Genomic DNA, 26,365 nt, shown 5'->3' on the forward strand with positions numbered 1-26,365 from the left:
GTCTCAATCTCTTTTGGCCGGCCTCTTCTCCCCGCGCTCCTCTTTTCTGCAGAACAGCTTCTGGCGGGCGGCCTCTGAAATCGCGGTCACGGCGGGGTGCCTGATGATTCTCTCCACCGAAATGGCATAATATCGTTCGCGTACCTCGTTGCTCCTGCCCACCACCGCGACCTGGAACTGTTTCAAGACCTCTTCCTCAATGACCGAAGGCGCGGCGAAAATTCCTTCCCCTTCCTGGCCGAAGACCATCAGCAGGGCGCTGTCGTCGAATTCCCCCACCACCGTCGGCTGAATTCCCAAAGCGTTGAACCATTGGTCGAGCCCTCCGCGCATCGAAGTTCTTTGCATGGGAAGCAGCATGGGCGCCTTATCCAGCGACTGGGGAAAATCCTTCTCCAGCGAGGTCGCCAGCCTGTCAACCCCGAAGAACGACACCCCGCATTCGCCAAGCAGGTGGCTGTATGCCTTGATACTGAGGCCTGAACGGATCGGGGTGTCGCTCAGGACCACATCGAGGTTGTGCAGGGCCAGGGCGGCAAGCAGGTTTTCCTCCTTTCCCTCATGACAAACCAGCCGGACCTGTTCCGGCAGCTGGGTGGCCGGCTCAAGAAGCCTGCGGGCAACCAGTTTGGGAAGCACGTCGAGAATGCCGACCTTGAGGGCCAGAGGGCCGGCGACCGGCCGCCCCCGGACGGTGTCCATCAGTTCTCTGCCCAAGGAAAAAATCTCATCGGCATAGCGGTAGACCAAATGGCCGAGATCGGTGGGCTCCAGGCTGCGGCCCATCCGGTGGAAGAGTTTGCCGCCCAGGATTTCCTCCAGTTTGGCGAGCTGGCTGCTCACCGTGGACGGGGCAAGGCGCAGCTTGGTGCTTGCGGCGGTCAGGCTTTTTTCCCGCATGATGATCCAGAAATAGTAAAGATGATGATAGTTCAGCCAGTCCATGGCATCTCCTTTTCGATTATTTGAAATGATAATATCATTATTTTCTAATTGATCAAAGTGTTTGCCTGTCTTATTTTGTTCGGAACGGGGGAGGCGGACTTGCCTCACCCTGGTATCGGAGGTATCGTCAATACGCAAACAAGCAAAGGAGGATCGCATATGAAATGTCCTGTATGTCCCACGGTTGATTTGCTCATTTCGGAACGGCAGGGGGTGGAAATTGATTATTGCCCGCAATGCCGCGGTGTCTGGCTTGATCGGGGAGAGCTCGATAAAATAATCGAGCGTTCCGGGTCCGGAAAGGAACATGATGATGGCGGCCGTCACGGCGGCAAGTCGCACCGGGAGGAAAAAGTGCATACTTACAAAAAGAAATCGCTCCTGCACGACCTCTTTGATTTTTAACCTTTTCTTGAGGCTGAAGCGTTACGATTCGGATGCCGAGGAAACGAGATGATGAATACGGCAAAAATCTTTCTGTTGATGGCGGCGCTCACCGGGCTGTTTGTGGTGGCCGGCGGCGCCCTGGGAGGGCAGGGCGGCATGATCATCGCTCTGCTCATGGCTTTCGGGATGAATTTTTTCGCTTACTGGTTCAGTGACAAGCTGGCCCTGAAGATGGGCGGCGCGAGAGAGGTGAGCGCCGGGGATCTGCCCCAGTTGCACGCCGTGATCGAAAGGCTGGCGACCAGGGCGGGGTTGCCCAAGCCGCGGGTGTACATCATGCCCGGCGACACCCCCAATGCCTTTGCCACCGGCCGCAACCCCGAGCATGCGGCGGTCGCGGTGACCGAAGGCCTGCTCAGGCTTCTGAATCAGGATGAACTGGAAGGCGTCATTGCCCATGAACTGGCCCACATCAAAAACCGGGATATCCTCATCAGCTCCATCGCCGCAGTGATGGCGGGCGCCATCAGCTCCCTTGCCACCATGGCGCAGTGGGCAATGATTTTTGGCGCCGGCCGGGGTGAGGATGAGGAGGGGAACGCCGGCGGCCTTGTCGGCACCATCGTCATGATGATCGTCGCGCCCATTGCCGCCGCCCTGATCCAGATGGCCATTTCCCGCAGCCGGGAATATCTGGCGGACGCCACCGGCGCCTCCATCTGCGGCAAGCCGCAGGGGCTGGCCAGCGCCCTGAACCGCCTTGAGGAATATAACCATCGCCGGCCCATGGACGTCAATCCGGCCACGGCCCAGATGTACATCGTCAATCCCCTGAGCGGCTCTGCCATCGCCAACCTCTTCAGCACCCATCCGCCGATTCGGGAGCGGATCCAGCGATTGTTGAGCGGCAACCGGTAATGGCGCGGCGTCGGCATGGGATAAGGATGGCAGGATGTTGCCGGCAATGGTGATTCGCCGCTGCGCCCTGGCGATGCTTCTTGGTCTGTCGCTCCTGCTCGCAGGGTGCGAGGATGTTGATGTGCTGCTCGCCGCCGACGCCGGAGCGGATGCGGTCAAGGCCATAACCCTCTCCGGCGAGGCGGTGCGGGAATCGGCATCCCAGGCCGCGGATTTTTCCGACCGCAAGCACCGGATTGCCCCCTCAGAGAGCGGCTATGCGCGGCGTTTGGCCAGAATCACCTCCGGTCATCTGGAGCAGGACGGCTATCTCTTCGACTGCCGGGTGTATCTGGACCCCGAGGTGAACGCCTTTGCCATGGCGGATGGGACAATCCGTATTTACAGCGGTCTCATGGACATGATGAGCGACGGGGAGTTGCTCTTTGTTCTGGGCCATGAAATGGGGCACGTGACAAAGGACCATGTCCGCAAGAAGATGCGCGTCGCCTATGCCGGCCGGGCGGTACGCAAGGGGGTCGCCTCCCTGAACCACGAGGCTGGCGCCCTCGCCGGTTCCGCCCTGGGTGGTTTTGCGGAACGGCTGCTCAATGCGCAGTTTTCGCAGCAGGAGGAGCGAGAGGCGGATGATTACGGCCTCGTTTTTCTCAGGAAAACAGGGGCGGAGCCGCGGGCGGCGGTCACGGCCCTGCAAAAACTTGCCGGTCTGGGCAGTTCCCATTCCTTTCTCTCCAGCCATCCTGCCCCGGACAAGAGGGCGGAACGCCTGAGCCGGCAGTTGTGAGATCGCCAGCCGGCAACCTTACCTAAATTCGAAATCAAGGGAACGTATACCGAGGAGGAGTGTGCATGGATGATTTGCTCGGCAAGCACTGGCACCATCTGCCCGAGGCGGAGGTCGTGGACCTCTTGGGGAGCGGGAAGGAAAAGGGCCTTGACCTGTTTGAAATCAAGCGACGCCTGGAGCATTTCGGCCCCAATACCCTCAGTGCCAAGAAAGGCAAGGGACCGCTGCTGCGTTTTCTCCTGCAGTTCCATCAGCCCCTGATCTACATCCTCGTCGTTGCCGGTCTTATCACCACCGCCCTGGGGGAATGGGTGGATTCCGGGGTCATCTTCGGGGTGGTCATCGTCAACGCCATAGTCGGCTTCATCCAGGAGGCCAAGGCCGTGAATGCACTCGCCGCCCTGGCCAAGACCATGACCACCGAGGCGACTGTCCTGCGGCAGGGCGAGAAAAAACGCATTGCCGCCACCGAGCTGGTGATAGGCGATATCGTCTTTCTGCAGGGCGGGGACAAGGTGCCGGCCGATCTGCGCCTTCTCCAGGTGCGCGAACTGCAGGTCGATGAGTCGGCCCTGACCGGCGAATCCCTGCCAATCGGCAAGACAATCGGTAAACTCGCCCATGATACGGTGCTGGCCGATCGCAAGAACATGGCCTACGCCTCCAGTCTGGTCACTTTTGGTCAGGGCAGCGGCATTGTCGTTGCCACCGGCGATCACACCGAGGTGGGCCGGATCTCCCAGCTGATCTCCGAGGCCGAGGCGCTCGCCACCCCCCTGACCAGGAAGATCGCCCACTTCAGTCACATCCTTCTCTATGCCATCCTGGGCCTTGCCGCCCTCACGGTTGTGGTGGGCATCTACCGTGGTCAGCCGCTTTTCGACATGTTCATGGCCGCGGTCGCCCTTGCGGTCGGCGCCATCCCCGAGGGTTTGCCCGCGGCGGTGACCATCACCCTGGCCATCGGCGTTTCGCGCATGGCCAAGCGCAATGCCATTATCCGCAAGCTGCCGGCGGTGGAAACCCTGGGCAGCACCACGGTGATCTGTTCCGACAAGACCGGCACCCTCACTGAAAACCAGATGACCGTGCAGGGGATAATCGCGGGCGGGAAGCGGTTTGAGGTCACCGGGACGGGCTACAATCCCGATGGCGGCACGATTGAAACCGGTGGCGCTCCGGTGGCAAGCGACTCTTTTCCCGCCCTGGCGGAATGTCTGCGCGCTGGCGTCCTTTGCAATGACAGCCGACTGGTTGTCGAGGAGGGAACCTGGCAGGTGCATGGCGACCCCACGGAAGGAGCGCTTCTGGTCGCGGGCCTGAAGGCGGGGCAGGCGCCGAAACCGCTGTTGCGGGAAACCCCCCGCCTTGATTCCATCCCCTTTGAATCCGAGCATCAGTATATGGCCACCCTGCATAGGGCAGGGGGCGGCAGACCATGCACCATTTACCTGAAGGGGGCGGTGGAAACCATTGTCGCCAGGTGCGTGGACCAGCTCGATGCGGCGGGCGCCGTAAGCGAGCTGCGACCCGAACAGATCCATCGCGAGGTCGAGGCGCTGACCGGCGGCGGCGCCCGGGTGCTTGCCCTGGCCAGGAAGGAAATGGCTGAAGAACCCGGTGGGGTCAACCACGATGATGTGGCCTCCGGTCTGACCTTTCTCGGCTTGCAGGGTATGATCGATCCGCCCAGGGAGGCGGCGATGGCGGCGGTGAAAATCTGCCAGGCCGCCGGGGTGCGGGTGAAGATGATCACCGGCGATCATCCCTTGACCGCGGCGGCCATTGCCCGGCAGGTTGGCCTTGCCGGCACCGGCGGGGATGGCAAGGTTCCGGTCCTGACCGGCGGCGAGCTTGCTGGGCTTTCCGATCTCGAATTCATCGAGGCGGCCGAACGCACTCCCGTCTTTGCCCGGGCGACGCCGGAGCAGAAGCTGCGCCTGGTGGAAGCCCTCCAGGCCCGGGGGCACGTGGTGGCCATGACCGGCGACGGAGTCAATGACGCGCCGGCGTTGAAAAGGGCGGATATCGGGGTGGCCATGGGGATCACCGGCACCGAAGTGGCCAAAGAGGCCGCGGACATGGTGCTCACCGACGATAATTTCAGTTCCATCGAGGCGGCGGTTGAGGAGGGGCGCGGCGTTTTTGACAACCTGACCAAATTCATCGTCTGGACCCTGCCCACCAACCTGGGCGAGGGACTGGTCATTCTCCTCGCCATCTTTCTGGGAGTAACCCTTCCCATCCTTCCCGTGCAGATCCTCTGGATCAACATGACCACCGCCGGTTTTCTCGGCCTGATGCTGGCCTTTGAGCCCAAGGAGCCGGGGATCATGCAGCGGCAGCCCAGGGATCCGAAAACCCCCATTCTCACCCGCACCCTGAATGCGCGCATTCTTCTGGTCGGCGCCCTTCTCCTTCTTGCCGCCTTCGGCCTTTTCGCGTGGGAGCTGGCCTCCGGCGCCACCCTGGCCCAGGCGCGCACTGTGGCGGTCAACGCCTTTGTCGTTGTCGAGCTTTTTTATCTCTTCAACTGCCGATCGCTGAGCAAAACGATTTTTGAGCTCGGCTTTTTTTCCAACCTCTGGGTGTTCGGCGGGGCTGTCGTCATGCTGCTGCTCCAGGTCGCCTACACCTATCTGCCGATCATGAACCGCCTTTTTCAGGCGGAGCCCATCGGTCCCTTGGCCTGGCTCAAGATTGCGGCGGCGGGCATTGTTACCTACCTTGTTGTGGAGCTGGAAAAACGGCTCTGGCAAAGGGCCGGGCAACCTTGAGCCCGGCTTGCGTACCGCGGCTGGGGAGGGGAAGGGGGGAGGTTGCCCTCCTCCGCCAGGGGGAAGGGCTCCGGGCTTGCGGGCGGGCTGCCCAGGAATTGAAGGCTAGAGCCTGACAACATTGGCCGCGGCCGGTCCTTTGGGCCCTTCGACAATGTCGAAGCGGACCCGGGACCCTTCCGGCAGGGATTTGAACCCTTCGCCCTGGATCGCCGAGTAATGGACAAAAACGTCTTTTCCGTCGTCCTGCTGGATAAAGCCGAACCCCTTTGCGTCATTAAACCATTTCACTGTTCCTTCAGGCATCGTTCGCCTCTCTTTTCATCGATGGTTCATCCGGAAGTCGGCCGGTCTCCCGGCTGACTTATTGGCTGGATATTTGCCGGGCGATATGGGGTGTGTTTTGCCGATCGCCCATCTTGCCCTCTTTTCAGACCCTGCGGCAAAAGAGGAAACCCTCAGTCGAACTGCGCCAATGCTTTTTTGAACGATTTGCGCACCTCATCCCAGGCTTTGTCGATGCCTTTTCTGGTGATTTCCCAGGCATCTTCGCCGGCTGCCGCGAGCTTGCGGGCCTTTTTCCTGAGCTCCTCGCTTTTCTTCTCGATTTTCCGGAGCTCTTCAAGGGCCTCCTTCTTGCCTTCTCCCATGTTTTTTTGTGATTTTGCCTTGAGGTCGGCAAGCTTGTCCGTCAACTCCTCCATCTCCGTGGTGATTTTTTTGAGATAGAGTTCTTTTTTCTGGTCATAGTCTTTTTTTAGTTTTTTTGTCGGCAGGCAGGCATTGCGCCAGGCACAGGCCAATTGGTCGCAATAGTCCTTTGCCGTCGCGAAGCAGGGAAAGTTTCCCTCCTTGCGTTGGATGGCGCGAATCACATCCGTTTTGTTCATCTTTCCGATCTTGATGCCCAGTTTTTCGGCTCGTTCCTTGATGTCGGTCATGGTCATTGCGGTATCCCCCGGCGTGAAAGGTTTGTTATCATCCTTTGATGATGGATCAGGCGGGAAGCGAATGTCAAGATGATCTTTCCTCGGCAGAGGAAGAGCGGCGGCAGAGTATGTGTCGCGGAATTTCGCCGGTTCTGCAAGATTCCGGAAATTTGTGATGGTTGCGCAAGCCTTCTTTGCCCGACCGGCAGGTGAAAAAGTCGGGGCTGTCTTTTTCAGCGGGCTGATAAGGGGAAACCGGTTGCGTCATTCTGGAGACCGAGGACCGGGAGAGAGAGAAACGGAGGGGGAAGAAGCGAACGTTCTTCCCCGCTCCAGGGTGAGGAAAGGCGGAGAGTACGTTATCTCAGGACGCTCTCCATGACGTGGTAGAGATCGGTGTTGTCCACCGCTCTCCCCAACAGATGGCTGCCAGGGCCCTGGCTCCAGATGATGGTATCGCCGGCGGTATGTTCGTCGGTGCTCCAGCCCGCCTGGATAGAGTCCCCGGCATTGCTCAGGGTTCCGTAAGGTCCGTTCACGGCAAAACCGCCGGTATCATGGTCCGCGACAACAATCAGCAGGGTGTTTTCCCCGCGTCCCGGCCTGGCGGCGATCCATTCCCGCACCATCCGCACCGATTCGTCAAAGGCGCGCATTTCTCCGAGCTGGTAGGGGTAGTCATTGGCATGGTTTGCCCAGTCGATCTGTGAACCTTCCACCATCAGGAAAAAGCCGTCCTTATCCTCTTCCAGGATGTCGAGGGCGGTGGCGGTCATTTCGGGCAGGCGCGGCTCGCTGACTTGTGGGGTGCGCAGATACTCGGGCGTCAGGCCTTCGGCGTTGAAAAGGCCAAGGATCTTCCCCTTGTCGTCACCGGAGACCGCCGCCTGCAGTTCGTCGGCCGTGGTCACATACCGGTAGTTTGCAGCCTGGGCCGCGGCAATGATCGCATCCTTGTCCTGGCCAGGGTACTGGGCGCAGTTGGCGGAGCTGCTCGTGCTGTTGGGGCCGATCCCGCCGCCCAGGAGAACGTCGACCTGGGTGTCCTCGATGTACTGGCGGCCGATTTCGGTTTCGCATTTGCGGGAGTTGACATGGGCGCCGAAGGAGGCCGGGGTTGCATGGGTGATGGTGGAGGTGGCCACCAGGCCGGTGGCCTTGCCCATGGCCTTGGCGATTTCCAGAATGGTTGCCGGACTTTCCAGGCAGACGGCCTCAATGGCGTGGCAGGAGATCTCGCCGTTGTTGAATTTTTCGCCGGCGGCCCAGGCGCTGGCCGCGGCTGCCGAGTCAGTTACCGTGCTGTCCGCGGAATGGGTGCGCTGGTAGCCGATCACCGGCAGGCTTTCGAAATGCAGGCCGTGGCCGTTGGGTCCATTGATGGCGATGCGTGCCGCGGTGACGTCGGCCAGCCCCATGCCGTCCGGCACCATGAAGATGATGTTTTTCGCCTTGCGTTTCCGGTGCTGCTCGATCTGGTCGTTGTCGTGCTTTCGCGCCAGTGCTTCTCCGGAAACGGACATGGTGCAGGCCAGCGTCAGACAGGTTGCGAAAAGATACGCCTTTTTCATGGGAAATCCCCCTTGTGCATTGAAATTATTCAGGATGGCCGAGGCGGCCGTGTTTGTTCCCTTTGCAAAGTACTTTGCCTGAGGATTGTTAAGGCGCGGTTCCGGGAAAGTTAATTTTTCCTTACCGGAATTTCCCTGTTATTTTAAGAAGATACGTTGAATTGAGCCGATCTGCGGGTTTGGCTGCTGAAAAAGGGGCGTAATTGCAACGGGGTTTGCCGAGGCCCGCTGCTAACGGAATTTTTTTTCGATTCTAACCAAATCATCATTTTTTCCCCCTAGGATGAGCGGCAAAGCAACTTATGCAGAAGGAGAGGAAAATCACCTTGAACGCCGCAAATTATCCCCTCTTTGCCCGTAATTTTCGCGCCCCCGTCACCCTGGCCGAATGTCTTGACCGTCTTGCCCTCCGCTCCCATGATCCAGCCACCCTGCCCTTTGTCCGGGGCGACATCACCTCGGGAACCGAAAACGAGTTGCAGGTTGCCGTGGCCGGCTCCAGGGCGGATGTGGATCTGCCGGCCGCCATCGAGCGGTCAAGCTACTTCGCCAACCTGATCCGCCGGGCAAGGAGCGGGGACACTTCCTATCAGGCCTGCCGGAATCTCGAAAAATACCTTGCCGAAAACAAGGAAGGACTCTGGGAAAACAGCTGGGTCAAATTTCCGTTTCACCGATTGAACAGCTTTGCCAGGGAGATCCTCAACCAGGATTTGCGCGCCGACAAAAATGATCCCGACAGCCTGCCGCGCAATGACGTCGAACGCTTTTTTCTGAGACAAAACGGGGCCTGCTGGCTGCGGGTGCCCATCAGCTATCTGCTCAAACTGGCCCTGGCCGATCTCGTTGGCGGCCGCGGAAACGGAAACGAGACGCTCAGGCTGGTGGGCGGGCGGCTGCTCAACCATTTTCTGAGCGACAACACCTCGCCGGAAACCTTTTCCTTCCATGTGCTGGGCAGCCGGAAGGGGGAGAGTCCCGGCCGCGCCATTGCGGCCGAGGTTGCCAGGCGGTATCTCTTTTCGCATCTGCTTTTGCTTTACGCCAACAAAAAATTCGCCCTGGAAGAGAGCGGCCAGAAGGCGGTGATTTTCTTCTCGCCACACCCGCCGGTGCGGCAGCGCTTTCTCAATGAGAACATTTCGGATGCCTTTTACCGGGAACTCTTCATGAGCCCATGCCTTTCCGGCTGGAACGACGGCGAGAAAAAGCATCGCTACATGGAACTCTGTCATCAGGTACTGAGCCGCAGCCATCTCAACTCGGTCATGAAGATGCGGGAGGCCGGCATCATCACCAATAATCTGGTGGTCCTGCCCCAGACCTCGAACATCAGTCTGGCCAACAACGGCACCCACCTCAGCATGGGGAGCAAAAAACTCACGGCGCTGTTGAGCGACCCGGCGAGCGGTTTCGACCGGCATCATGAAAAGTATCTGGGTGACCTGGTTGCCAAGATCATGGAGCATTTTCTCCCGCTCTTCGTCGGGACTTACAGTGCCGCGCCCTACCGCTTTGACTATGAGGATTTCCACCCGGAAAAGGTCCTCGGTTTTCTGCCCCATCAACTTGATTACACCCATCTGCGCATGCTCTGGCGGCGTTGGAAAAAGAAGGCGAAAAACAGGGTCTGCGGCCATGCGTTGACACCTTTCGGCCCCCAGGCCTTTGATCGCCTGGTCGGCAGGCTGTTTCGCCTGCGGGGTGATTTTGTCCCTGATTTCCGGCTGGTGGATTACCCGGTTTCCCTTTTATCCACTGAGAGCAACTGCTGTCAGGACGGGACCCTGGACAACGACCTCAGGCTGAAGGATGACCTGCACGCCCTGGGCGTGTTTGATCGGAGTATGTCCATCTATCTGCCCTACCGGTTGCGGCAGTTCGCCGTCATGGGCTACTCCGGATTCGAGGCCCGCCATTTTTCGCTCTTTTCCGGGCTCGGCACGGATCTGGCCCGGGCGGCCGACCTGCAGATGCTCCTCTATGCCATGGCCTACAACTATATTGCCAAAGGGCTGGCCAGCCATGAGGACATTCCCGGCGAACCGTCCGTCGAAAGCGAACGCCGCCAGATCTTCTTCGGAGCGGCTGGCAACATCCCCACCTTTTTCGTGCGCAAGGGGAGCCGGAACCGTTTTCTCGCTCGCATTGTCGGGCGGACAAGGGGTGTCCGTCCCAGCCGCCGCTATCCTGGCTATCTCCGGGTCCACAACCGGGAATATTGCCAGGCCTTGCTCGCGCTCATCCGCGAGGATGGCGCCGATCTCATCGAAATGCTCGATCTCCATGAAACCATTGATGATCTTGATCTGCGCCTCGCCAGACCCGAGGCGTATTCCGCCTGCGGTCGCCTGGTGCGGGGAATCCTTGGCAACCATCGGTCCGGTCGTACGCCCATGGATCTTTCCGCCGCCGAATTCAACAACGAGGCCGAGCGCTATTACCGCCAGGATCTGCGCCTCGCCCATCTGAGCGAGGCGTGGCAGGAGGCGGCAAAGGACATTGGCGCCATGGCCGGCGGCAGCTATCCACTCTCCCTGGAGAACCGGGAACAGATCCGGCTGCTGACGGGAGCCGGAAGCGGTACCCAATGGCTGTCCCGTTGCTGGACAGGCATTGCCGCCGATGACCTTGACCGGGAAGACGCCGAGCGCCTTCTCTGTCTGCTGCTCTTTGCCGAAGATACCGACGCCAAGCGGGAGAAACACCTGCTGGCGTCCTGAAAAAACGTGCCGCCATCTCGCTCCTTCGCTGGGGTGAAGCTTCGGGTTTCCGTGCCGAGCAATGCGTCTCAGGTGGGGAATAGGTTATCATCTTTCAGTTGAGGAGAAGCCATGCACCAGTATGTCGAACGCGCAAGCCAGGCGGTGATGACCGAACAGCTTTTCGGTGACCGTATTGTCAATTTTCTCTATTCCCGCACCAGGGAACAGGCGCCCAGCCTCTTTCGGCTCGCGACCAGCGGCTTTGTCTCAAGTCTGTTGGGATTTTGTAATTTCGATCTGCCCCTGGCCGCCAGGCTTCTGGGCAATCAGCGTTTTCTGGCGCGCTGCGGCGTCGATCTTGGCGAATGCCTGGAGCCGGCCGAATACTTCAGCACCGCCCGCCGTATCTTTGAAAGGAAGATCCGCTACTGGGAATCGCGGCCCATGCCTGTTGAACAGGAGGCCATCGTTTCTCCGGCCGATGCGCGCATGGTCGCCGGTACTCTTGCCGGGCCGTCGCCATTTTTCCTGAAGGGGAAGTTTTTTGAGCTCGACGAACTCCTGGGATGGGAGAGGGAGCACTGGCAGAGGCTTTTTGCCGACGGTGATTTTGCCATCTTCCGCCTGACCCCGGACAAATACCATTACAACCACCTGCCGGTGTCCGGAAGGGTGGTCGATATCTACGAGGTGGAGGGTTCCTACCATTCATGCAACCCCGGCGCCGTGGTGGAGGTGGTGACCCCCTATTCCAAGAACAAGCGGGTGGTGACCATTCTCCAGACCGACGTGCCTGGCGGCTCCCGGCTCGGTTTTGTGGCGATGATCGAGGTGGTTGCCCTGATGATCGGGGACGTGGTGCAGTGCTACAGCGAGTACCGTTACGAGCGTCCGCTCGTGGTCAGGCCCGGGATGTTTGTCCGCAAGGGTCAGCCGAAAAGCATCTACCGGCCCGGCAGCAGCACCGATATCCTGCTCTTTGAACGGGGCAAAATCCGCTTTGCCGAGGATATTCTCGCCCAGATGCGGCGGCCGGATGTGTTGAGCCGCTTCAGCCGCGGCTTTGGTGTTCCCTTGGCCGAGGTGGATGTTCAGGTCAGGTCGTTGATCGCCCGCAAGGGGTGACGGCCGCGCGATGGGCAGGCTGTTTTGCCCTGCCTGTGAAATATTTTGGGAGATAACACATGAACAACGCTGTATTTGTCTTGTCGGTGGCATCGGTCAGCGTCCCGCTGCTTTTTCTTGCCTTCAGACATCTGCCCCGGGAGAACTGGCAGTTTCTCGCGGCGATCCCGGCGGGACGGGAGGAGGGGGGAGGCTGGCGGGGGAAGAACCTTACCTTTTACGGAGTGCTTCTTGCCGGCGGCAGCGTTCTGGGGGTGATGGTCTTTTTCTTTCTCCTTGCCTCGGTGGGCCTGCCCATTTCCGTAATCACAGGGCTCGCCGGCTGCACCATGTTCGTCTCCCTTGTCGCCGCGAAGGTGGTGGCCAGGCTGGTTGAGGGAAAGAAAAACACCTTCACCGTGGCCGGCGGCGCCACGGCCGGGTTCTATTTGCTGCCGCTGTTGATCTGGGGTCATGGCCTCTTTCCTTTTGCCGCCAGGCAAAGCATTCCGGCCCTGGCGGCCATGGCCGCCCTGGCCACCGCCTATATCATCGGCGAAGGGGTGGGGCGTCTCGCCTGTCTGAGCTTTGGCTGCTGTTACGGCAAGCCCCTGCACCAACTCAGCCCCTTTTGGCGAAAGGTCTTTGCCAGGGCGCACTGCACCTTCCAGGGGGAAACCAAGAAGATCGCCTATGCCTCCGATCTTGCCGGGGTAAAGGTGCTGCCGGTCCAGGCCATCACCTCGCTGCTTTACGTGCTTGCCGGGCTCATGGGGGTCTTCCTTTTTCTGGAGGGGCGGTTTGCGGCAAGCTTTGCGTTCACTGCGATATTTTCCATGGCCTGGCGGGTTGTTTCGGAGCGTTTCCGCGCCGACTACCGGGGCGATGGCAGGTGGAGCGCCTATCAGAAGATGGGGCTCGTCAACATCGCTTACGCCTTCACCCTCTTTTTCCTCCTCCCCGCGCCGGTTCTGCCTGCGGCCATGCTGGGACAGGGGTTCGCCGCCCTCTGGCGGCCCGAGGTCATCCTCTTTCTGCAGCTTCTCTGGCTGGCCCTTTTTCTCTACACCGGCGTGAGCCGCGTCACCGGCGCGCGCCTTCATCTTTATGTGCGAAACGAACAGATCTGAGGGTTCATCCGCGTCTTCCCAAAAGGAAAGGCCGAGCCGTTGCCAGCGGACGGCCTTTCCTTTTCAGCCGGTTCCGCGTACTCATGCCGCCGAAGGGGAACAGGATGCTTGCCGGCGCGGGCAACGGGCTTCGGAAATAGTTGCGAAACTCCAAGGTTCCAGGGATGGAGCAGAGTGAGCGGAAGCAGGGAAGGAAAAAAGGGGAAGGGAGGATGGAGGCGGTTTTTTTTGTTCCAGCCCTCCTTGAGGATTCCTTACGGAAAGCGTTGCGGCAGGGCAGCATTGTCTCTCAGGAGAGGGCGGTTTCCGCAACTGGCTGCCCAACATGACGGCGGTGATGCCGCAGGATCGCACGACGCCTCTTAGTGGTTAAGCTCCTGGCAGAATTCATCCAAAAGGCTTTTCCGTTCAACCAAGGGGAGGCGGAAGTAAATCGGACTCATCATCAGGATATGGAGTGCTTGTTGGCGTGTCATCGTGCAACCCCCCTGCGTTTTGGTTTGGTTTCACGTCTTCTTGTACAGATGGAATTGCAATATCTGTTCCCCGTAAAAAAGTATTTTTGGGGTTATTTGGTTATCCTGATGATTTTACGTTTGAATTGACGCGCCACAGGCGCTGCTGATCGCCGGTGTGCCTGGAAACGGGAATACAAGAAAAGGGGTATTTTCCGGAAATGCGTTCTCGTTTGGCCGGTGCCTGAAGTGATCAATACGATTCGTACGAAAACCCTGTCGGTGAGAGATTTCCAGGAAGTACGAAAAAGCGGAAAACATGCCTGGGACGGAGAATGTACCTTCTCACCATTGTACGGAAAATGGGATTTTTGTCGGTTGCGGTGTGTTGCAAAAGCATGGGCAGCTTCGGACCAGGAGCCGCCCATGCCTGTTTTGCGTTTAGTTTTTTGCCCCTGATTTTCTCAGGCGCCTGCCGGCGAGAACGGCTATGCCGGTGCCGAAGAGGAGCATGGTGGCAGGCTCCGGGACCGCTGTCACGTCGGCGGACAGTTGCAGGTCAAAGAAGGTGGCGCCGCCGTGATCTTCAGCCAGGACCTGGATGAGGTTCTCGCCCGGAGAAATAAAGGCAAGAGTTGTGAGGGGCAGGGTGTATTCCCAATAGCCGGTGTACCCTTCCGCCATTTCCTTTGCCACCATCTGGCCATTGATGAAAACCATAAAGCCGTTGTCCGAGGCGACGTTCAGGGTAATGGGTTCAGCCAGTACGCCATCGATGTTGAACGTTTGCTTGAGGGCAAGATCGGTGTAGGCCGCCCAGTAAGTGTTGTAGGGGAGGGAATATGGGTTGCCAAAGGCCGCGTCGCCGGTCTGCCAGGCTATGCCGGGATTATCCCAGCCGAATGAGTCGTAGTCGGCACTGCTCCAGCTTGGATACAGGTCATAGGTGAGAACGGAATACTGCCAGGTGGACCCCTGGGCGATCAGGGTGGTGGGCAAGGCATTTGCCGATCCGTTGATGCCGATCATCAGTATGCCGGTGGCCAGTGCTGCGAAGAGTATCTTTTTCATGGTTTCCCTCGGTTTTTCGTGGTTGCAGGTGTTGGGTGCAAATGGCTTTCCTGTTAAGCATAAACCATGCCGAGGTTGCATTTTTTATTTTTTCTAGTTGTTTCAGTGGGTTATTTTTTTTAGGTCGTGGGCGTTCCGATGAAGAGTCCATGTTCCCGAACGCAGAGGGAAGAGATTTTCCGTAATTACGGAAGGTTTTGTCCGTAAAAGGGAGGCTCGATCCGCTGCCGGCATGGTTGCTCCCTGTCGAGAGGGCAAGGGAGAACCGTCTGCGGGGGGGCAAGACGGGAGGCCTCTCGGGGGGAGAGGGAAGGTTGGGCAACGGCGGGCAGCGGATTCACGTCTTCCCCGAGCGCCGGCTGCTTGCGGACAGACAGTGTCCGGAAAACGAATTTTTCCGGGCGGTTCAGCCCCGCATGCGGTAACCGATGCCGCGCACGGTCTCGATGCAGTCGCCTGCCTGCCCGAGTTTTTTCCTGAGCCCGAAGACCTGGACATCCACGGCCCGGGGGGTGATGACATAGTCGTAGCCACGGACCCCGTCGATGATCTGCTGGCGGCTGAAAACCCAGCCCGGCCGCCGGGCCAGCAGCTCCAGAATGCTGAATTCCGTCACGGTGAGGGTGATCGGCTCGCCGTTGACCAGCACCTCGTAGCGCTTCGGGTCGATGACGATCCCGTGGACCTTGAGCGGGCCTTCTTTTTTGCCGCCGCTCTCTTCCTCGCTGATCCCCTCCTTGCGGCGCAGCGCCGCCTTGATCCGGGAGATGAGAATTTTCGGGCTGAAGGGCTTGGTGATGTAGTCGTCCGCACCCAGGTCAAGACCCGCGGCAATGTCGTTTTCCTCGCTTTTGGCGGTGAGCATGATGATGGGCGTCGCCTTGCTCTGGGGATCCTTGCGCACGGCCTTGCACACCTCCAGACCGCTTACGCTGGGCAGCATGATGTCCAGCACCACCAGATCCGGTTTTTCGCGTTTCACCATGGCCAGGGCCTGTTCGCCGTTTTCGGCATGGAGCACGTGGAATCCAGCCTTGGCCAGGTTATACCCCACCAGCTGCTGGATGTTTTCGTCGTCTTCGACAATGAGGATGGTTTCCTTGGCCATGAAGAGCCTCTCCCTTTTTTCTATCTGCTGATATGGTGACGGACGATCTTTCCCTGCGCCATGTAGATGATATCCTCGCAGATATTGGTGCAGTGGTCGGCGATCCGTTCCAGGCTTCTGGCCACGCTGATCAGCTTGGCCAAGTATACATGCTGGGTGGGATCTTTCATGATAATTTCTTCCAGTTCTTTGCGGATGGCGCGTTTCGCCCCGTCCACTTCGTCGTCGGCCAGGCAGACCTTGTAGGCGAGGTCGGTATCCTCGTCGACAAAGGAATCCATGGTTTTTCGAAACATCCAGAGGGTTTTTTCGAACATGGCCTGAAACATCATCGGCATCTGCATGCTCTCGGAGGAGAATTTGACCGGGTCCGTCTCCTGCATCAGGACAACCTTGTCGGCGATTTTTGCCGCCAGATCGCCGATCCGCTCAAGATCGTTGTTGATCTTGAGCACGGTGACGAGAAAGCGCAGGTCGCAGGCCACCGGCTGATGCAGGGCCATGATCCGCAGGCACTCCTCTTCCACGTCGATTTCGATATGATCGATTTCCTCCCGGTCCGTCTGCATCGCCAATCTTGCCAGCTCCGCGTTCCGCTCCAGAAGCGATTTTATCGAGCGCTGCATGTTTTCTTCCACCACAGTGCCCAGATAGACAATATGATTTTTGAGCTTGTCGATTTCCGTTTGAATATTTCGTGCCATGGGAATGCTCCTTTTCTCACCCGAAACGGCCGGTGATGTAATCTTCGGTTTCTTTTTTCGCCGGCACCGTGAAAAGCCTCTGGGTCGGGCCGTATTCCACCAGCTCGCCCAGATACATGTAGGCGGTGTAATCGGAAATCCGCGCCGCCTGCTGCATGTTGTGGGTGACGATGATGATCGTGTAGTCGCCGCGCAGTTCCCGGATCAGATCCTCGATGCGCGAGGTGGATCTGGGGTCCAGGGCCGAGCAGGGTTCGTCCATCAGAATGATCTCGGGGTTGACGGCAATGGCCCTGGCGATGCAGAGTCGCTGCATCTGACCGCCGGAGAGTCCCATGGCGGACTGGTGCAGCCGCTCCTTGACCTCATCCCAGAGGGCGGCCCGCTTCAGGCTTTTTTCCACCGCCTCGTCCAGTATCCCTTTTTCCTTGATGCCGGCAATGCGCAGGCCATAGATGACATTTTCGTAGATGGACTTCGGAAAGGGGTTCCACTTCTGGAAGACCATGCCCACCTTGCGTCTGAGCTCGATCACGTCCAGGGAGGGATCATTGATGTCCTCTCCGTCGATCTTGATCAGGCCTTCGACGCGCAGGCCCTCCACCAGGTCGTTCATCCGGTTGACGCAGCGGATGAAGGTGGATTTGCCGCAGCCCGAGGGGCCGATCAGGGAGGTGACCTGCCGGGCCGGGATCCCGAAGGTCATGTTCTTGAGGGCGTGGCTGGCGCCGTAGAAAAGATTCAAACCTTCCACCGCGACCTGCGGGTTTTCAATACTGATAATGGCGTTGTCTGTCCGGGGGGGCATTGGGTCTCCTTAATTATTGCCGTCGTTCGCGTTGGCCTGGGCAATTCTCCGTGGCGCAAGGCACCGGGACGGAAGTTTGCAAACGGGGCAGGGCATTTTTTTCTGAACGGCTCCTACACATCGGCCACGGCGTAGCGTTCACGCATTTTGTTGCGCAGGTAGATGGCGGTGCTCGTCATGACCAGTACGATCAGAATCAGCAGCAGGGTGGTGACGTAGACCATGGGCTTGGCTGCCTCCACATTGGGCGACTGGAAACCGATGTCATAGATGTGAAAGCCCAGGTGCATGAACTTGCGGTCCAGATGCAGATAGGGAAAGGTTCCATCCAGAGGCAGGGCCGGGGCCAGCTTGACCACGCCGGTGATCATCAGCGGCGCCACCTCGCCGGCCGCCCTGGCCATGGCCAGGATGAAACCGGTGAGAATCCCGGGCGAGGCCATGGGCAGGAGGATCTTGCTCAAGGTCTGGAACTTGGTGGCGGCCAGGGCCTGGGAACCCTCCCGGATTCCGGGCGGGATGGCGCCCAGGGCCTCCTCGGTGGCGACGATCACCACCGGCACGGTGAGCAGGCCCAGGGTGAGGCTGGCCCAGAGGATGCCGCCGGTGCCGAAGGTGGGGGTGGGCAGCTTTTCCGGAAAGAAGAGCTGGTCGATCTGGCCGCCGATCCCGTATACGAAGAAGCCCAGGCCGAAGATGCCGTATACGATGGAGGGGATGCCGGCCAGGTTGTTCACGGCGATGCGGACCATCTTCACCAGATAGCCTTCCCTGGCATATTCACGCAGATAGATGCCGGCGATGACTCCCAGGGGGAAGGAGAGGATGCTCATCAGGAAGATGAGCATCACTGTGCCGAAGATGGCCGGAAAGAGGCCGCCCTCGGTGTTGGATTCCCTGGGCTCGGCAAAGAACAGCTCATGGAGGCGGACGAGATAATAGCGGCATTTGGCGGGCAGGCCCATGGCATTGGGCCGGTAGGCGCGGACGATGTTGGCGAGCGCGACGCTTTTGTCGAGGCCGTCCGCGGTGACGAAGGTCGCTTCGTGTCGGAGCAGTGCGATCCGCTGGCTGCCGAGCAGGTCGACCTGCCGGGAAAATTCGTTTTTCAGCCTCTCCTCTTCCGCCTTGAGGCGGGCCGCGGCAGGCGTTGCTTCCTGCCGCCGGTAGCGGAGATCGGCGAGCTTGAGATGAACGGCTTCCATTTCACGGTTCAAGGCGCTGATACCCCTGTCCAGCCTTTCCACTTCGGCCGTGACCGGTTCAATGGCCGCCAGGGCGGCGTCCAGGCTGTTCTCTGCCGGCGCCGGCAGGGAAAGGCCCGGGGTGGAGAGTTGGGCAAGATAACCGTAAAAATTGCCGAACTCCCGGCGTTCCAGCACGTATGCGTTTCCCGGCGTGGTCAGGGAGGCGATCTCCGCCCTGTCCACCCATCGGAAATCAAGGCCGTAGAGGTCGCGGTTGCCGATCTTGAACTGCAGTCGCTTGCCGTCACTGCCGGGAATCTGTTCCTCGCGGACGATCTCCCCCATGATCCGGCTTCCGTCCTTGAGGGTGGCCAGACGCACCTCCCGGGGCCAGAAAACGGCGATGCCGTTTGCCACCACCACATACATGAGAACCAGGGTCAGAAAAAGAATGAGGGATAGGGCGAGACCGGTGGCCCAGACAAAGGGCTCCCCCTGCCGCCAGAATTTCTGCTTCAGCATAGCTTCTCCTTAATAACGGCCATATTTTTTCCGCAGCCGCTCGCGGATGACCTCTGCCCCGGTATTGAGGATAAAGGTCAGGGCGAAGAGCAGGGTGGCGCAGAGAAAGAGTATCCGGTAGAGGGTGCCGCCAAAGGGCGCTTCCGGGATCTCCACCGCGATGTTGGCGGACAGGGTGCGCATGCCGTTGAATATGGACCAGTCCATGATGGGAGTGTTGCCGGTGGCCATGAGCACGATCATGGTTTCCCCGATGCAGCGGCCGAAACCGATCATGATCGCCGCGAATATTCCCGGGCTTGCCGAAGGAAGTACCACCCGCCAGATGGTCTGCCAGCGGCTGGCTCCCAGGGCCAGGGAGGCCGCAGTAAGGCTGCCGGGGATGTTGGAGATGGCATCCTCGGTGATGGAAAAGATAATGGGAATCACGGCTATCCCCAGACCGAAGGCGATGATGATGCTGTTGCGCTGATCGTAGCGCACGCCGACGTCGTCAAAGAGCCATTGTTTGAAGCTGCCGGCAAAGAAGAGGTTTTCCAGGCCGGGAGCGATGGCGCCCGCCAATGCCGCGGCAAGGAGAATCACCGGAATGAGCAGGAAAAATTCATAGCCGCTGAAGCGGTTCTGCAGAAAAGGCGTTTTGTAAAATGGTCGCAGGCTGTTCATCAGGGCGAAAAAGAGCAGGGGCAGCAGGAGGCAGGAGAGGATCAAGACCAGAATGGCCTGTTCGATGATGGGCGCCAGCCAGAGGGCGATGAGAAAACCGATGACCACGGAAGGAACCGAGGCCATGATCTCGACCACGGGTTTTATCGCTTTCCTGAAGGTATGGTTGGTGAACTGGCTGGTGTAGACGGCGCCGAAGATGGCCAGGGGAACGGCGAAGACCATGGCGTAGAGCGTGCCCTTGATGGTGCCGAAGAGCAGGGGGACGATGCTGAATTTTGGCTCGAAGTCGTCGTTGCCGGCGGAGGATTGCCAGACATGGGCGGGCTGGTCGTAGCTTTCATACCAGACCTTGCCGAAAAGAGTTTTTACATTCACTTCCGGGTGCGGATTGTCGATGTTCCAGGCGACCAGTTGGCCATTGGCGTCCAGGCCGATCAGGCTGTTGTCGCGGCCTGAGATGCCGAAGCGGGAAAAGCCGCTTTCAAGGTCCAGCAGATGGTTTTCACTGGTCATGTGGTCGTAATGGATCATGCCGTCCGCTGCAAGGCTGACCAGGGATTTGGCGCGGCGGGAGGGAACGATCGCGGTCACCGGAGCCTTATGGGCGGCGAGCTGGTGCATTCTGCGGAGTTTTTTGGGGTTTGCGCCGGTCCCGCCGGTGAGGACGGTACTCCAGGTGGCGAGATTGCCTCCGGCGTCGCCAACCGCCACGGAAATGTCGCCGAAGACCATGGCGAGGGCGGTAACCGGCAGATTGTTCGGCGTGGCGATCACGTTGTCGGTGCGCCGAAAGCCTTCCGGGCCGCTCAGGTCCCAACGCAGCAGGCTGCCGCTCTCGGTGCCGGCATAGAGGGTTTCTCCCTTCTCGTCCACGACAAAGGCGGTCACCCGGCCGGGAAGCTCCTCGGCAAGATGAAAGGCCGAGGCTTCTCTGGTGACGTTTTCAAAGATGTCGGTGCGGGTCGTTTCGGTGCTGATCTGAAAGCTGCCATCGGCCAAAAGGGCCACCATGGTCAGCTTCTCCGCCCTGGCGCCGCGCACGGCCGCGGAAACGGGCTCAGACGGGGAGACGCTTGCCGGCAAGGAGGCGATGGGGGTAAGGACGGGCGTCACGGTGCGGGCGCCGTCCTCGGCAAAGACGAGGTGGAAATCCACGGCGGTGGCGGTGACGCTGTTATCCGTCCAGAGCAGGGTGTAGACGTTGTTCTTGTGCAGTTCCACGGCCTTGACCGCGAGACCGTTTTTTTCGGCAGCCGGGATTTCCCGCAGTCTGGCGCCGGTTTTGAGGCTGTAAAAGGTGAAGACCCCCCTGCCGTCCAGGGCATAGGCCACCTCCTGATAGTCGTCAACGCCAACGGCCAGCGGCTCCTGGGTCCGGGCGGCAGGAGGGAGACTGCCCAGCATTGTCGCCTGGGCCGGCGTGAAGAGGGGCAGCGTCACCCTGACGATGAGCAGGAGGATGGCGATGACGCTGGCGATGACCAGCAGGCCGCCCACGGTGATGATCCGGGTGGCGATGCGGTCCTTGCGGCGGACTTTTTTGATGAATTGTCTGTCTAGTTTCTGCATGGTGCCATGGTCCTTGCCGGTTGCCGCCGAAAACGGAGTCACCTGAAAAAAAAGCCCGGTTGCCGCTGCCGGACCGGGCTTTTTCCGGATTTGCAAAAAAGTTGCCGTGTAACCTAGTTGAGTTTTGCCAACTCCTTTTCGATAACAGCGGCCGGCAGGGGCAGGTAGCCATCCTTCACCACGATCTCCTGACCTTCCTTGGAGAGAACGAACTTCAGGAATTCCTGAGTAACGGCGGGCAACGGTTTGTTCGGCTCCTTGGCCAGATAGATGTAAAGGGTCCGGGAAAGAGGGTACTTGCCGGAGAGCACGTTCTCGTAATTGGCCTCGGCCGCCGGTTCACCGGTTTTTTCGCTGAGGGCAACGGCCTTGACGCCCGAGGTCTTGTAGCCGATGCCGGAGTATCCGATGCCGGCACGGTCTCCGGTAACGCCCATGACCACGGAGGCCGAACCGGGCTGTTCCTTGACGGTATCCTTGAAATCTCCCTTGGAAAGGGCATGTTCCTTGAAGTAGCCATAGGTGCCGGAGGCGGAATTCCGCCCGAAGAGGCTGATGGGCAGGCTGGCCCACTCGCCGGTAAGGCCGAGCTGGCCCCAGGTCACGTAATCCTCGGCAATGCCGCCCTTGTGGGTCTTGGAGAAGACGGCGTCAACCTGCTGCAGGCTCATCGCCTTGATCGGGTTGTCCTTGTTCACGAAGACCGCCAGGGAATCGAGCGCCACGCCGATGCGGGTCGGTTTGTAGCCGTACTTCTTGACAAAGGCATCCTCCTCCTTGTCCTTCATGGGTCTGGACATGGGGCCGAGCTGGGCGGTGCCGGAGATCAGGGCCGGAGGCGCGGTGCTGGAGCCCTTGCCTTCGATCTGGATGCGGACATTGGGGTATTCCTTGCGGAAGGATTCCGCCCAGAAGGTCATCAGGTTGTTCAAGGTGTCGGAGCCGATGCTGTCCAGGTTGCCGGAAACGCCGCTGGTCTTCTTGTAGCTCGGAACCTTGGCATCCACCTCCACGCCGGCGGCAAAGGCGCTGGTCGCGGCCACGGCGACCAGGCAGCCTGCCAGTACTGTTTTTTTGACCGTCTTGCCGATAAAGCCGTTTGTCATCCTCATGGTGATTCTCCTTATCTGTAATGTTGAAGGCTTCTGCCCGAAACAGGAATCGGCCGGTGAGTGGTGCCCCTATATATGCCCCCGGATTGTTAGCGTTTGATTAGGATTCAATTAAGAGATGAACAGAAGATTGACGCGCTCCTAACAGAGACGGAATGTTTAATTTTATGCCGGTAATTCGAGCAGTTGTTTCGAACATTCCTCCCTGGTTCCCCTTTTAACGGTTTTTTAACCGGATGATAACCACGCTTTAAAATTCCTCCGTTACCCTCTCCGCAACATTCGAGGTGAGGAGGGCCGGCCTTTGGCTTTCCGCCCTCTCCGCCTTGAAAAAATGAATCCGCCCATCGGGGGCGGCTGGTGAGTGGACCAGTTTCAGGCAGACAATTTTGAGGGAAGCACCTTTTTAGACAATCTTTACGGAGAAAGGAGAAACAGATGAAAAAGGTTTTATCAGCGGCAGCAGCACTGGCTCTTTGTCTCGGCCTGCCCGCGGCCGCTTTTGCCGGCGCGGGTCTGAGCGACGAGCAGCTCCTCAAGGAACTCGAGTATCTGCGCACCAGGATGCAGGCGCAGCAGGAGCACATCGATGCCCTCGAGGCCATGGTGGACAAAAAGGTGACGGCCAAGGTCGAGGAAGAGGTCAAGAAAAACAGCGGCGGCAAGGTGGCGCTGGCCAACGAGTTCATTGACCAGCTCAAGCTCAAGGGCGATCTGCGGGTGCGCTATGAGATCCGCGACAGGGATTATAAGGAGGGGCAGGGCAGTGACATCTCCAGGGACCGCTGGCGCACCCGTTTCCGCCTGGGCGGCGTCTGGGAGAACAAGGAGGAAAACTGGCAGGTCGGCGCCGGCCTTGCCTCGGGGGGAGACGATCCCACCAGCACCAACGACACCTGGAGCGAAACCAAGGTTTTCGAGACCGGCGATATCCGCCTGGATTATGCCTATGCCAAGCACAAATGGGACGACTTTACCTTCACCATGGGCCAGCATCAGAATCCCTTTGAGAGTTCCTGGGTTTTCTGGGATGGCGACGTGCGTCTGGCCGGTTTGACCGGCCAATATGGCGGCAAGGAGGGGCTCTTCGCCACCCTGGGCGGCTATGGCGCCAAACTGGTGAACGATGACAACACCGCGACCCTGGTTGCCGGTCAGCTCGGTTACCGGGGCAAGGCGGGCGAGGCGAAGTATACCCTGGCCGCCGGCTATCATACCTACAGCAAGTCGCTGCTCAACGAACAAAACGCCGATTTCAAGCTGGACAGCGTTGATCCCGAGCAGTATGAGCTCAATATCGGAGACCTCTACGGCGATGTGACCATGCCGTTGGGCGAGGTCAAATTCACCCTCTACGGCCAGGTCTGGCAGAACTTCGGCGCCGACGGCGCCATCGGTGAAAGCCAGGCGGGCAGCAGCTTCACCAAGAAGCCCGAGGACGCCGATCTGGGCTGGGTCTTCGGGCTTGACGCCAAGTACGGCGCGGTCAAGCTTGGCTATGCCTATTCCGTGGTCGAGGCGGACTCCCTTTTCGGCTATCTCTCGGATTCCGACTTTGGCGACGGTCTCTCCAAGACCAACAAGAAAGGACACCGAGTGCAGCTCGGTTACAGCCTGAGCAAGAACTGGTCCACCAGCGCGACCTGGCTCAGCTTCGAGCGGGACGAGGATTACGCCAGCGCCAAGGAAGATCAGGTCGATATCTATCAGTTTGACGTGAGTTACAAATTCTAGGAAAGGGCATCTCCTTCCCGAAGAAGCGGCTTTTAACCAAAAAATGACCGCATTGTAACGGAACGCCAACAACCGGGCAGTACGGTGATCCACGCATCTCTCTTCCCTTACTCCCCTGCCAGGGCATCGGCAGGGGAGTTTTTTTTTGCGGAGAAGACCGAAAGCAAAAATAACCGCCTCATAATCATGCCTTAACATTGGGGCGTTAAGTTCGCGGGCAGGCAACAAAATCAACCACAACCAGCGGAGGTTATCATCATGAGCTGCAAACACCTTTATCTCTACTCGCCGGCAGGCAAGCAATGGTCCGTGGCAAGCTGTTCCTGCAAGAGCACCCCCTATGTGCCCAGCATGCAGGAGCTTGACAGCTATTGCCGGACCGCCAGATACGCTCTCTGTCCGTTCTTCCTGCTCTCCCTGGCCGGGGTTCCCCAGCCCCTCCGGCCTTCGGTGCTTGCCGAGGCGATGTGATGCCGATGCGGCTGTTTATTCCCTTTACCAGTATGTGAGGAGAGATTGTGTTGAAATTCGATCTGAAGGGACGCCTGGCCATTTTTTTTGTCGTCATCCTGTTTGCCGCCGGAGCCGGCATGACCTTTCTGTACGGCATCTCCATCAAAACCCAGAATGAACTTGTCGTTGCGGCCCGGCAGGCCAGTGAGGAGGTCCTTGGCGCTGGCACTGCTTCCCTGCGGCAACTGAGTCTCAGCAGCGATGACGGCATGGATGCCGTGCTGCTGGTCCGGGAGCTGCAGGCCGCCTTGCTGGATCAGATGCTGCAATGGAAAAATTTTCTGATCCGCGGGCAGTACAAGGATATGCGGGAAAAATACATCCAGGCCCTGCAGAAAGGCGACACGCGCATCACCGCAATGCTGGCCGCCGCCCAGAAGGCCCTGGGGCAGGACAGGGAGGCGGAAAAGATCCTGGCCCAGACCGCGGAGGAGTATGCAGGCTTCAAGACACAGATGGAAGTCGCCACCGGCATGATGGAGTTCCATGATACCTATTCCGAGGGAATCAGGGCGGCGGACCAGTACACCGGGGACAAAGGCCTCCACGCCATTACCCTGACCAGGACCCTGGCGAAGCATGTCGCGGACAGCACCAGCGCCGGTTTTGCGCGGATCGAAGAGGACACCCTCGAACAGAGCGCGCAAAGCGTCAGGGTGGCGCAAGGCGATATGGAAAAAATGCTCAGCCAGGCCCGGACAAAATCGCTCCTGATCACCATCGGTTCCGGGCTCGGTGTTTTCGCGGTTTTTTGTCTTGTTCTGCTCTTTCTCGGCCAGAAGGTGATCCGACCTCTTCTGGACCTCAACCACCGGCTGCAGGGCGTCGTAGCCCAGGTTTCCGTGGAATCGGAACAACTCTCCGCCGCAAGTCTCGATCTGGCGGAAAGCGCCGGCAATCAGGCGGCCAGCGTGGAGGAAACCAGCGCTTCCATCGAACAGCTTTCCGGCCAGGCCGCGGCCAACAGCGCCAGCGCTCTGCAGGCCGGGGCGTTCACGGCGGAAGCGCAAAAAGTCGTGGCGGAGGGCGGCATGCATATGGTCAACATGCTGTCCGCCATGGAGGAGATGGAAAAGGCCTCGGCCGAGGTCATTAAGATTACCAAGAACATCGACGACATCGCCTTCCAGACCAACCTGCTGGCCTTGAACGCCGCGGTGGAAGCGGCCCGGGCCGGCGAGGCCGGGGCGGGGTTCGCCGTGGTGGCCGATGAGATCCGGCGTTTGGCCAGAAACGTGGCCAGTTCCGCCCGGGAAACGGCCATGATCGTCCAGAACACCATCAGCAAAACCAAACAGGGCAGCGAGTTGTGCGTGAGGCTTGAGAAGATCTTTGTCGCGATCAATGAAGGAATGGCCAGGGTGGACAGCGAGGTGCAAAATATTGCCCGCTCAAGCAATGAGCAGGCGATCGGCATCAGACAGGTGAGCGATGCCGTGGCTGAAATCGACAAGGAGAGCATGGCCGCCACGACCCAGGCCGAAGAAGCCGCCAGAACCGCCGGTCAGCTTGAAGCCCAGGCCCAGGAACTGAGGATAATTTCCGGCAGCCTGGTCCGTTTGGTCAGGGGGGAAAAGGGCGACGGTCAGGAGGAGGCGGCAGGAACCCTCATGGAACAGCTGCCGGAATTCGCAACCACTTGAGCCACCTTTTATAAAGG

Annotated in this window: 21 protein-coding genes; 10 read left to right on the forward strand and 11 right to left on the reverse strand. The window is 59.3% G+C overall.

Going from position 1 to position 26,365, the window contains the following annotated elements; translation table 11 throughout:
* Nucleotides 1-3: 3 nt before the first annotated feature.
* Nucleotides 4-945, reverse strand: a complete 942-nt coding sequence (gene nhaR, locus ACUUL3_RS03005) for a transcriptional activator NhaR (RefSeq protein ID WP_448554445.1) — start codon at nt 943-945, stop codon at nt 4-6.
* Nucleotides 946-1,104: 159 nt separating this feature from the next.
* Between nhaR and ACUUL3_RS03010 the strand changes: the two genes are divergently transcribed.
* From ACUUL3_RS03010 to ACUUL3_RS03025, 4 genes are all read left to right on the forward strand, one after another.
* Nucleotides 1,105-1,350 (forward strand): TFIIB-type zinc ribbon-containing protein, encoded by a 246-nt coding sequence (locus tag ACUUL3_RS03010; RefSeq protein ID WP_448554447.1) that lies wholly within the window; start codon nt 1,105-1,107, stop codon nt 1,348-1,350.
* A 51-nt stretch (nt 1,351-1,401) separates the two neighbouring features.
* Nucleotides 1,402-2,250: a zinc metalloprotease HtpX gene (gene htpX, locus ACUUL3_RS03015; protein ID WP_448556423.1), complete on the forward strand. Its 849-nt coding sequence runs from the start codon at nt 1,402-1,404 to the stop codon at nt 2,248-2,250.
* A 34-nt stretch (nt 2,251-2,284) separates the two neighbouring features.
* A complete protein-coding gene (locus ACUUL3_RS03020) occupies nt 2,285-3,034 on the forward strand; it encodes a M48 family metalloprotease (RefSeq protein WP_448554449.1) in 750 nt (249 codons plus the stop codon).
* Nucleotides 3,035-3,099: 65 nt separating this feature from the next.
* Nucleotides 3,100-5,814: a cation-transporting P-type ATPase gene (locus ACUUL3_RS03025; protein ID WP_448554451.1), complete on the forward strand. Its 2,715-nt coding sequence runs from the start codon at nt 3,100-3,102 to the stop codon at nt 5,812-5,814.
* Nucleotides 5,815-5,919: 105 nt separating this feature from the next.
* Here the strand turns inward: ACUUL3_RS03025 and ACUUL3_RS03030 are convergent, their stop codons facing one another.
* The 3 genes from ACUUL3_RS03030 to ACUUL3_RS03040 form a co-directional block, all read right to left on the reverse strand.
* Entirely contained in the window at nt 5,920-6,120 is a 201-nt protein-coding gene (locus tag ACUUL3_RS03030) for a cold-shock protein (protein ID WP_448554453.1), read from the reverse strand.
* Nucleotides 6,121-6,272: 152 nt separating this feature from the next.
* A complete protein-coding gene (locus tag ACUUL3_RS03035; protein WP_448554455.1) occupies nt 6,273-6,761 on the reverse strand; it encodes a hypothetical protein in 489 nt (162 codons plus the stop codon).
* 341 nt (nt 6,762-7,102) lie between these two features.
* Nucleotides 7,103-8,314, reverse strand: coding sequence for an alkaline phosphatase (locus tag ACUUL3_RS03040; RefSeq protein ID WP_448554457.1), 1,212 nt, complete (start codon nt 8,312-8,314; stop codon nt 7,103-7,105).
* A 326-nt stretch (nt 8,315-8,640) separates the two neighbouring features.
* On the opposite strand from ACUUL3_RS03040, the gene ACUUL3_RS03045 reads away from it, so the two are divergent.
* The 3 genes from ACUUL3_RS03045 to ACUUL3_RS03055 all read left to right on the forward strand — a co-directional run bounded on the left by ACUUL3_RS03045 (nt 8,641) and on the right by ACUUL3_RS03055 (nt 13,253).
* Nucleotides 8,641-11,037, forward strand: coding sequence for a hypothetical protein (locus ACUUL3_RS03045; RefSeq protein WP_448554459.1), 2,397 nt, complete (start codon nt 8,641-8,643; stop codon nt 11,035-11,037).
* Nucleotides 11,038-11,148: 111 nt separating this feature from the next.
* Nucleotides 11,149-12,144, forward strand: coding sequence for a phosphatidylserine decarboxylase (locus ACUUL3_RS03050; protein ID WP_448554461.1), 996 nt, complete (start codon nt 11,149-11,151; stop codon nt 12,142-12,144).
* Between the two features lie 59 nt (nt 12,145-12,203).
* Nucleotides 12,204-13,253: a prolipoprotein diacylglyceryl transferase family protein gene (locus ACUUL3_RS03055; protein WP_448554463.1), complete on the forward strand. Its 1,050-nt coding sequence runs from the start codon at nt 12,204-12,206 to the stop codon at nt 13,251-13,253.
* Between the two features lie 896 nt (nt 13,254-14,149).
* On the opposite strand, the gene ACUUL3_RS03060 is transcribed toward ACUUL3_RS03055, so the two are convergent.
* From ACUUL3_RS03060 to ACUUL3_RS03090, 7 genes are all read right to left on the reverse strand, one after another.
* Nucleotides 14,150-14,779, reverse strand: coding sequence for a PEP-CTERM sorting domain-containing protein (locus ACUUL3_RS03060; RefSeq protein WP_448554465.1), 630 nt, complete (start codon nt 14,777-14,779; stop codon nt 14,150-14,152).
* A gap of 406 nt (nt 14,780-15,185) precedes the next feature.
* Complete coding sequence (locus ACUUL3_RS03065) at nt 15,186-15,887, reverse strand: response regulator (protein ID WP_448554467.1); 702 nt, start codon at nt 15,885-15,887, stop codon at nt 15,186-15,188.
* A 20-nt stretch (nt 15,888-15,907) separates the two neighbouring features.
* The gene (gene phoU, locus ACUUL3_RS03070; RefSeq protein WP_448554469.1) at nt 15,908-16,591 is read right to left on the reverse strand and encodes a phosphate signaling complex protein PhoU; all 684 of its coding nucleotides are present in this window, start codon (nt 16,589-16,591) and stop codon (nt 15,908-15,910) included.
* 16 nt (nt 16,592-16,607) lie between these two features.
* On the reverse strand, nt 16,608-17,399 hold the full coding sequence (gene pstB, locus ACUUL3_RS03075; RefSeq protein WP_448554471.1) for a phosphate ABC transporter ATP-binding protein PstB: 792 nt from the start codon (nt 17,397-17,399) through the stop codon (nt 16,608-16,610).
* Between the two features lie 113 nt (nt 17,400-17,512).
* The gene (pstA, locus tag ACUUL3_RS03080; RefSeq protein ID WP_448554473.1) at nt 17,513-19,108 is read right to left on the reverse strand and encodes a phosphate ABC transporter permease PstA; all 1,596 of its coding nucleotides are present in this window, start codon (nt 19,106-19,108) and stop codon (nt 17,513-17,515) included.
* Between the two features lie 9 nt (nt 19,109-19,117).
* Entirely contained in the window at nt 19,118-21,346 is a 2,229-nt protein-coding gene (locus ACUUL3_RS03085) for an ABC transporter permease subunit (protein WP_448554475.1), read from the reverse strand.
* Between the two features lie 113 nt (nt 21,347-21,459).
* Nucleotides 21,460-22,458 carry a PstS family phosphate ABC transporter substrate-binding protein gene (locus tag ACUUL3_RS03090; protein WP_448554477.1) on the reverse strand — a complete coding sequence of 333 codons (999 nt, stop codon included), beginning with the start codon at nt 22,456-22,458 and terminating at the stop codon, nt 21,460-21,462.
* A gap of 438 nt (nt 22,459-22,896) precedes the next feature.
* Here ACUUL3_RS03090 and ACUUL3_RS03095 point away from each other — a divergent pair, with 438 nt between their 5' ends.
* The 3 genes from ACUUL3_RS03095 to ACUUL3_RS03105 all read left to right on the forward strand — a co-directional run bounded on the left by ACUUL3_RS03095 (nt 22,897) and on the right by ACUUL3_RS03105 (nt 26,348).
* Nucleotides 22,897-24,192 (forward strand): putative porin, encoded by a 1,296-nt coding sequence (locus ACUUL3_RS03095; RefSeq protein WP_448554479.1) that lies wholly within the window; start codon nt 22,897-22,899, stop codon nt 24,190-24,192.
* A gap of 258 nt (nt 24,193-24,450) precedes the next feature.
* Nucleotides 24,451-24,663, forward strand: coding sequence for a hypothetical protein (locus ACUUL3_RS03100; RefSeq protein WP_448554481.1), 213 nt, complete (start codon nt 24,451-24,453; stop codon nt 24,661-24,663).
* 47 nt (nt 24,664-24,710) lie between these two features.
* A complete protein-coding gene (locus ACUUL3_RS03105) occupies nt 24,711-26,348 on the forward strand; it encodes a methyl-accepting chemotaxis protein (RefSeq protein WP_448554483.1) in 1,638 nt (545 codons plus the stop codon).
* Nucleotides 26,349-26,365: the final 17 nt, after the last annotated feature.

Source organism: Thiovibrio sp. JS02 (assembly GCF_053485635.1).

What these genes read in the sequence shown, in the direction of transcription:
- ACUUL3_RS03025 (WP_448554451.1), top strand. Translation starts at nt 3,100, where the DNA reads ATGGATGATTTGCTCGGCAAGCACTGGCACCATCTGCCCGAGGCGGAG.
- htpX (WP_448556423.1), top strand. Translation starts at nt 1,402, where the DNA reads ATGAATACGGCAAAAATCTTTCTGTTGATGGCGGCGCTCACCGGGCTG.
- ACUUL3_RS03060 (WP_448554465.1), bottom strand. Translation starts at nt 14,779, where the DNA reads ATGAAAAAGATACTCTTCGCAGCACTGGCCACCGGCATACTGATGATC.
- ACUUL3_RS03095 (WP_448554479.1), top strand. Translation starts at nt 22,897, where the DNA reads ATGAAAAAGGTTTTATCAGCGGCAGCAGCACTGGCTCTTTGTCTCGGC.
- phoU (WP_448554469.1), bottom strand. Translation starts at nt 16,591, where the DNA reads ATGGCACGAAATATTCAAACGGAAATCGACAAGCTCAAAAATCATATT.
- ACUUL3_RS03010 (WP_448554447.1), top strand. Translation starts at nt 1,105, where the DNA reads ATGAAATGTCCTGTATGTCCCACGGTTGATTTGCTCATTTCGGAACGG.
- nhaR (WP_448554445.1), bottom strand. Translation starts at nt 945, where the DNA reads ATGGACTGGCTGAACTATCATCATCTTTACTATTTCTGGATCATCATG.
- ACUUL3_RS03090 (WP_448554477.1), bottom strand. Translation starts at nt 22,458, where the DNA reads ATGAGGATGACAAACGGCTTTATCGGCAAGACGGTCAAAAAAACAGTA.
- ACUUL3_RS03035 (WP_448554455.1), bottom strand. Translation starts at nt 6,761, where the DNA reads ATGACCATGACCGACATCAAGGAACGAGCCGAAAAACTGGGCATCAAG.
- ACUUL3_RS03030 (WP_448554453.1), bottom strand. Translation starts at nt 6,120, where the DNA reads ATGCCTGAAGGAACAGTGAAATGGTTTAATGACGCAAAGGGGTTCGGC.
- ACUUL3_RS03020 (WP_448554449.1), top strand. Translation starts at nt 2,285, where the DNA reads ATGTTGCCGGCAATGGTGATTCGCCGCTGCGCCCTGGCGATGCTTCTT.
- ACUUL3_RS03065 (WP_448554467.1), bottom strand. Translation starts at nt 15,887, where the DNA reads ATGGCCAAGGAAACCATCCTCATTGTCGAAGACGACGAAAACATCCAG.
- ACUUL3_RS03040 (WP_448554457.1), bottom strand. Translation starts at nt 8,314, where the DNA reads ATGAAAAAGGCGTATCTTTTCGCAACCTGTCTGACGCTGGCCTGCACC.
- ACUUL3_RS03085 (WP_448554475.1), bottom strand. Translation starts at nt 21,346, where the DNA reads ATGCAGAAACTAGACAGACAATTCATCAAAAAAGTCCGCCGCAAGGAC.
- ACUUL3_RS03055 (WP_448554463.1), top strand. Translation starts at nt 12,204, where the DNA reads ATGAACAACGCTGTATTTGTCTTGTCGGTGGCATCGGTCAGCGTCCCG.
- pstB (WP_448554471.1), bottom strand. Translation starts at nt 17,399, where the DNA reads ATGCCCCCCCGGACAGACAACGCCATTATCAGTATTGAAAACCCGCAG.
- ACUUL3_RS03050 (WP_448554461.1), top strand. Translation starts at nt 11,149, where the DNA reads ATGCACCAGTATGTCGAACGCGCAAGCCAGGCGGTGATGACCGAACAG.
- ACUUL3_RS03100 (WP_448554481.1), top strand. Translation starts at nt 24,451, where the DNA reads ATGAGCTGCAAACACCTTTATCTCTACTCGCCGGCAGGCAAGCAATGG.
- pstA (WP_448554473.1), bottom strand. Translation starts at nt 19,108, where the DNA reads ATGCTGAAGCAGAAATTCTGGCGGCAGGGGGAGCCCTTTGTCTGGGCC.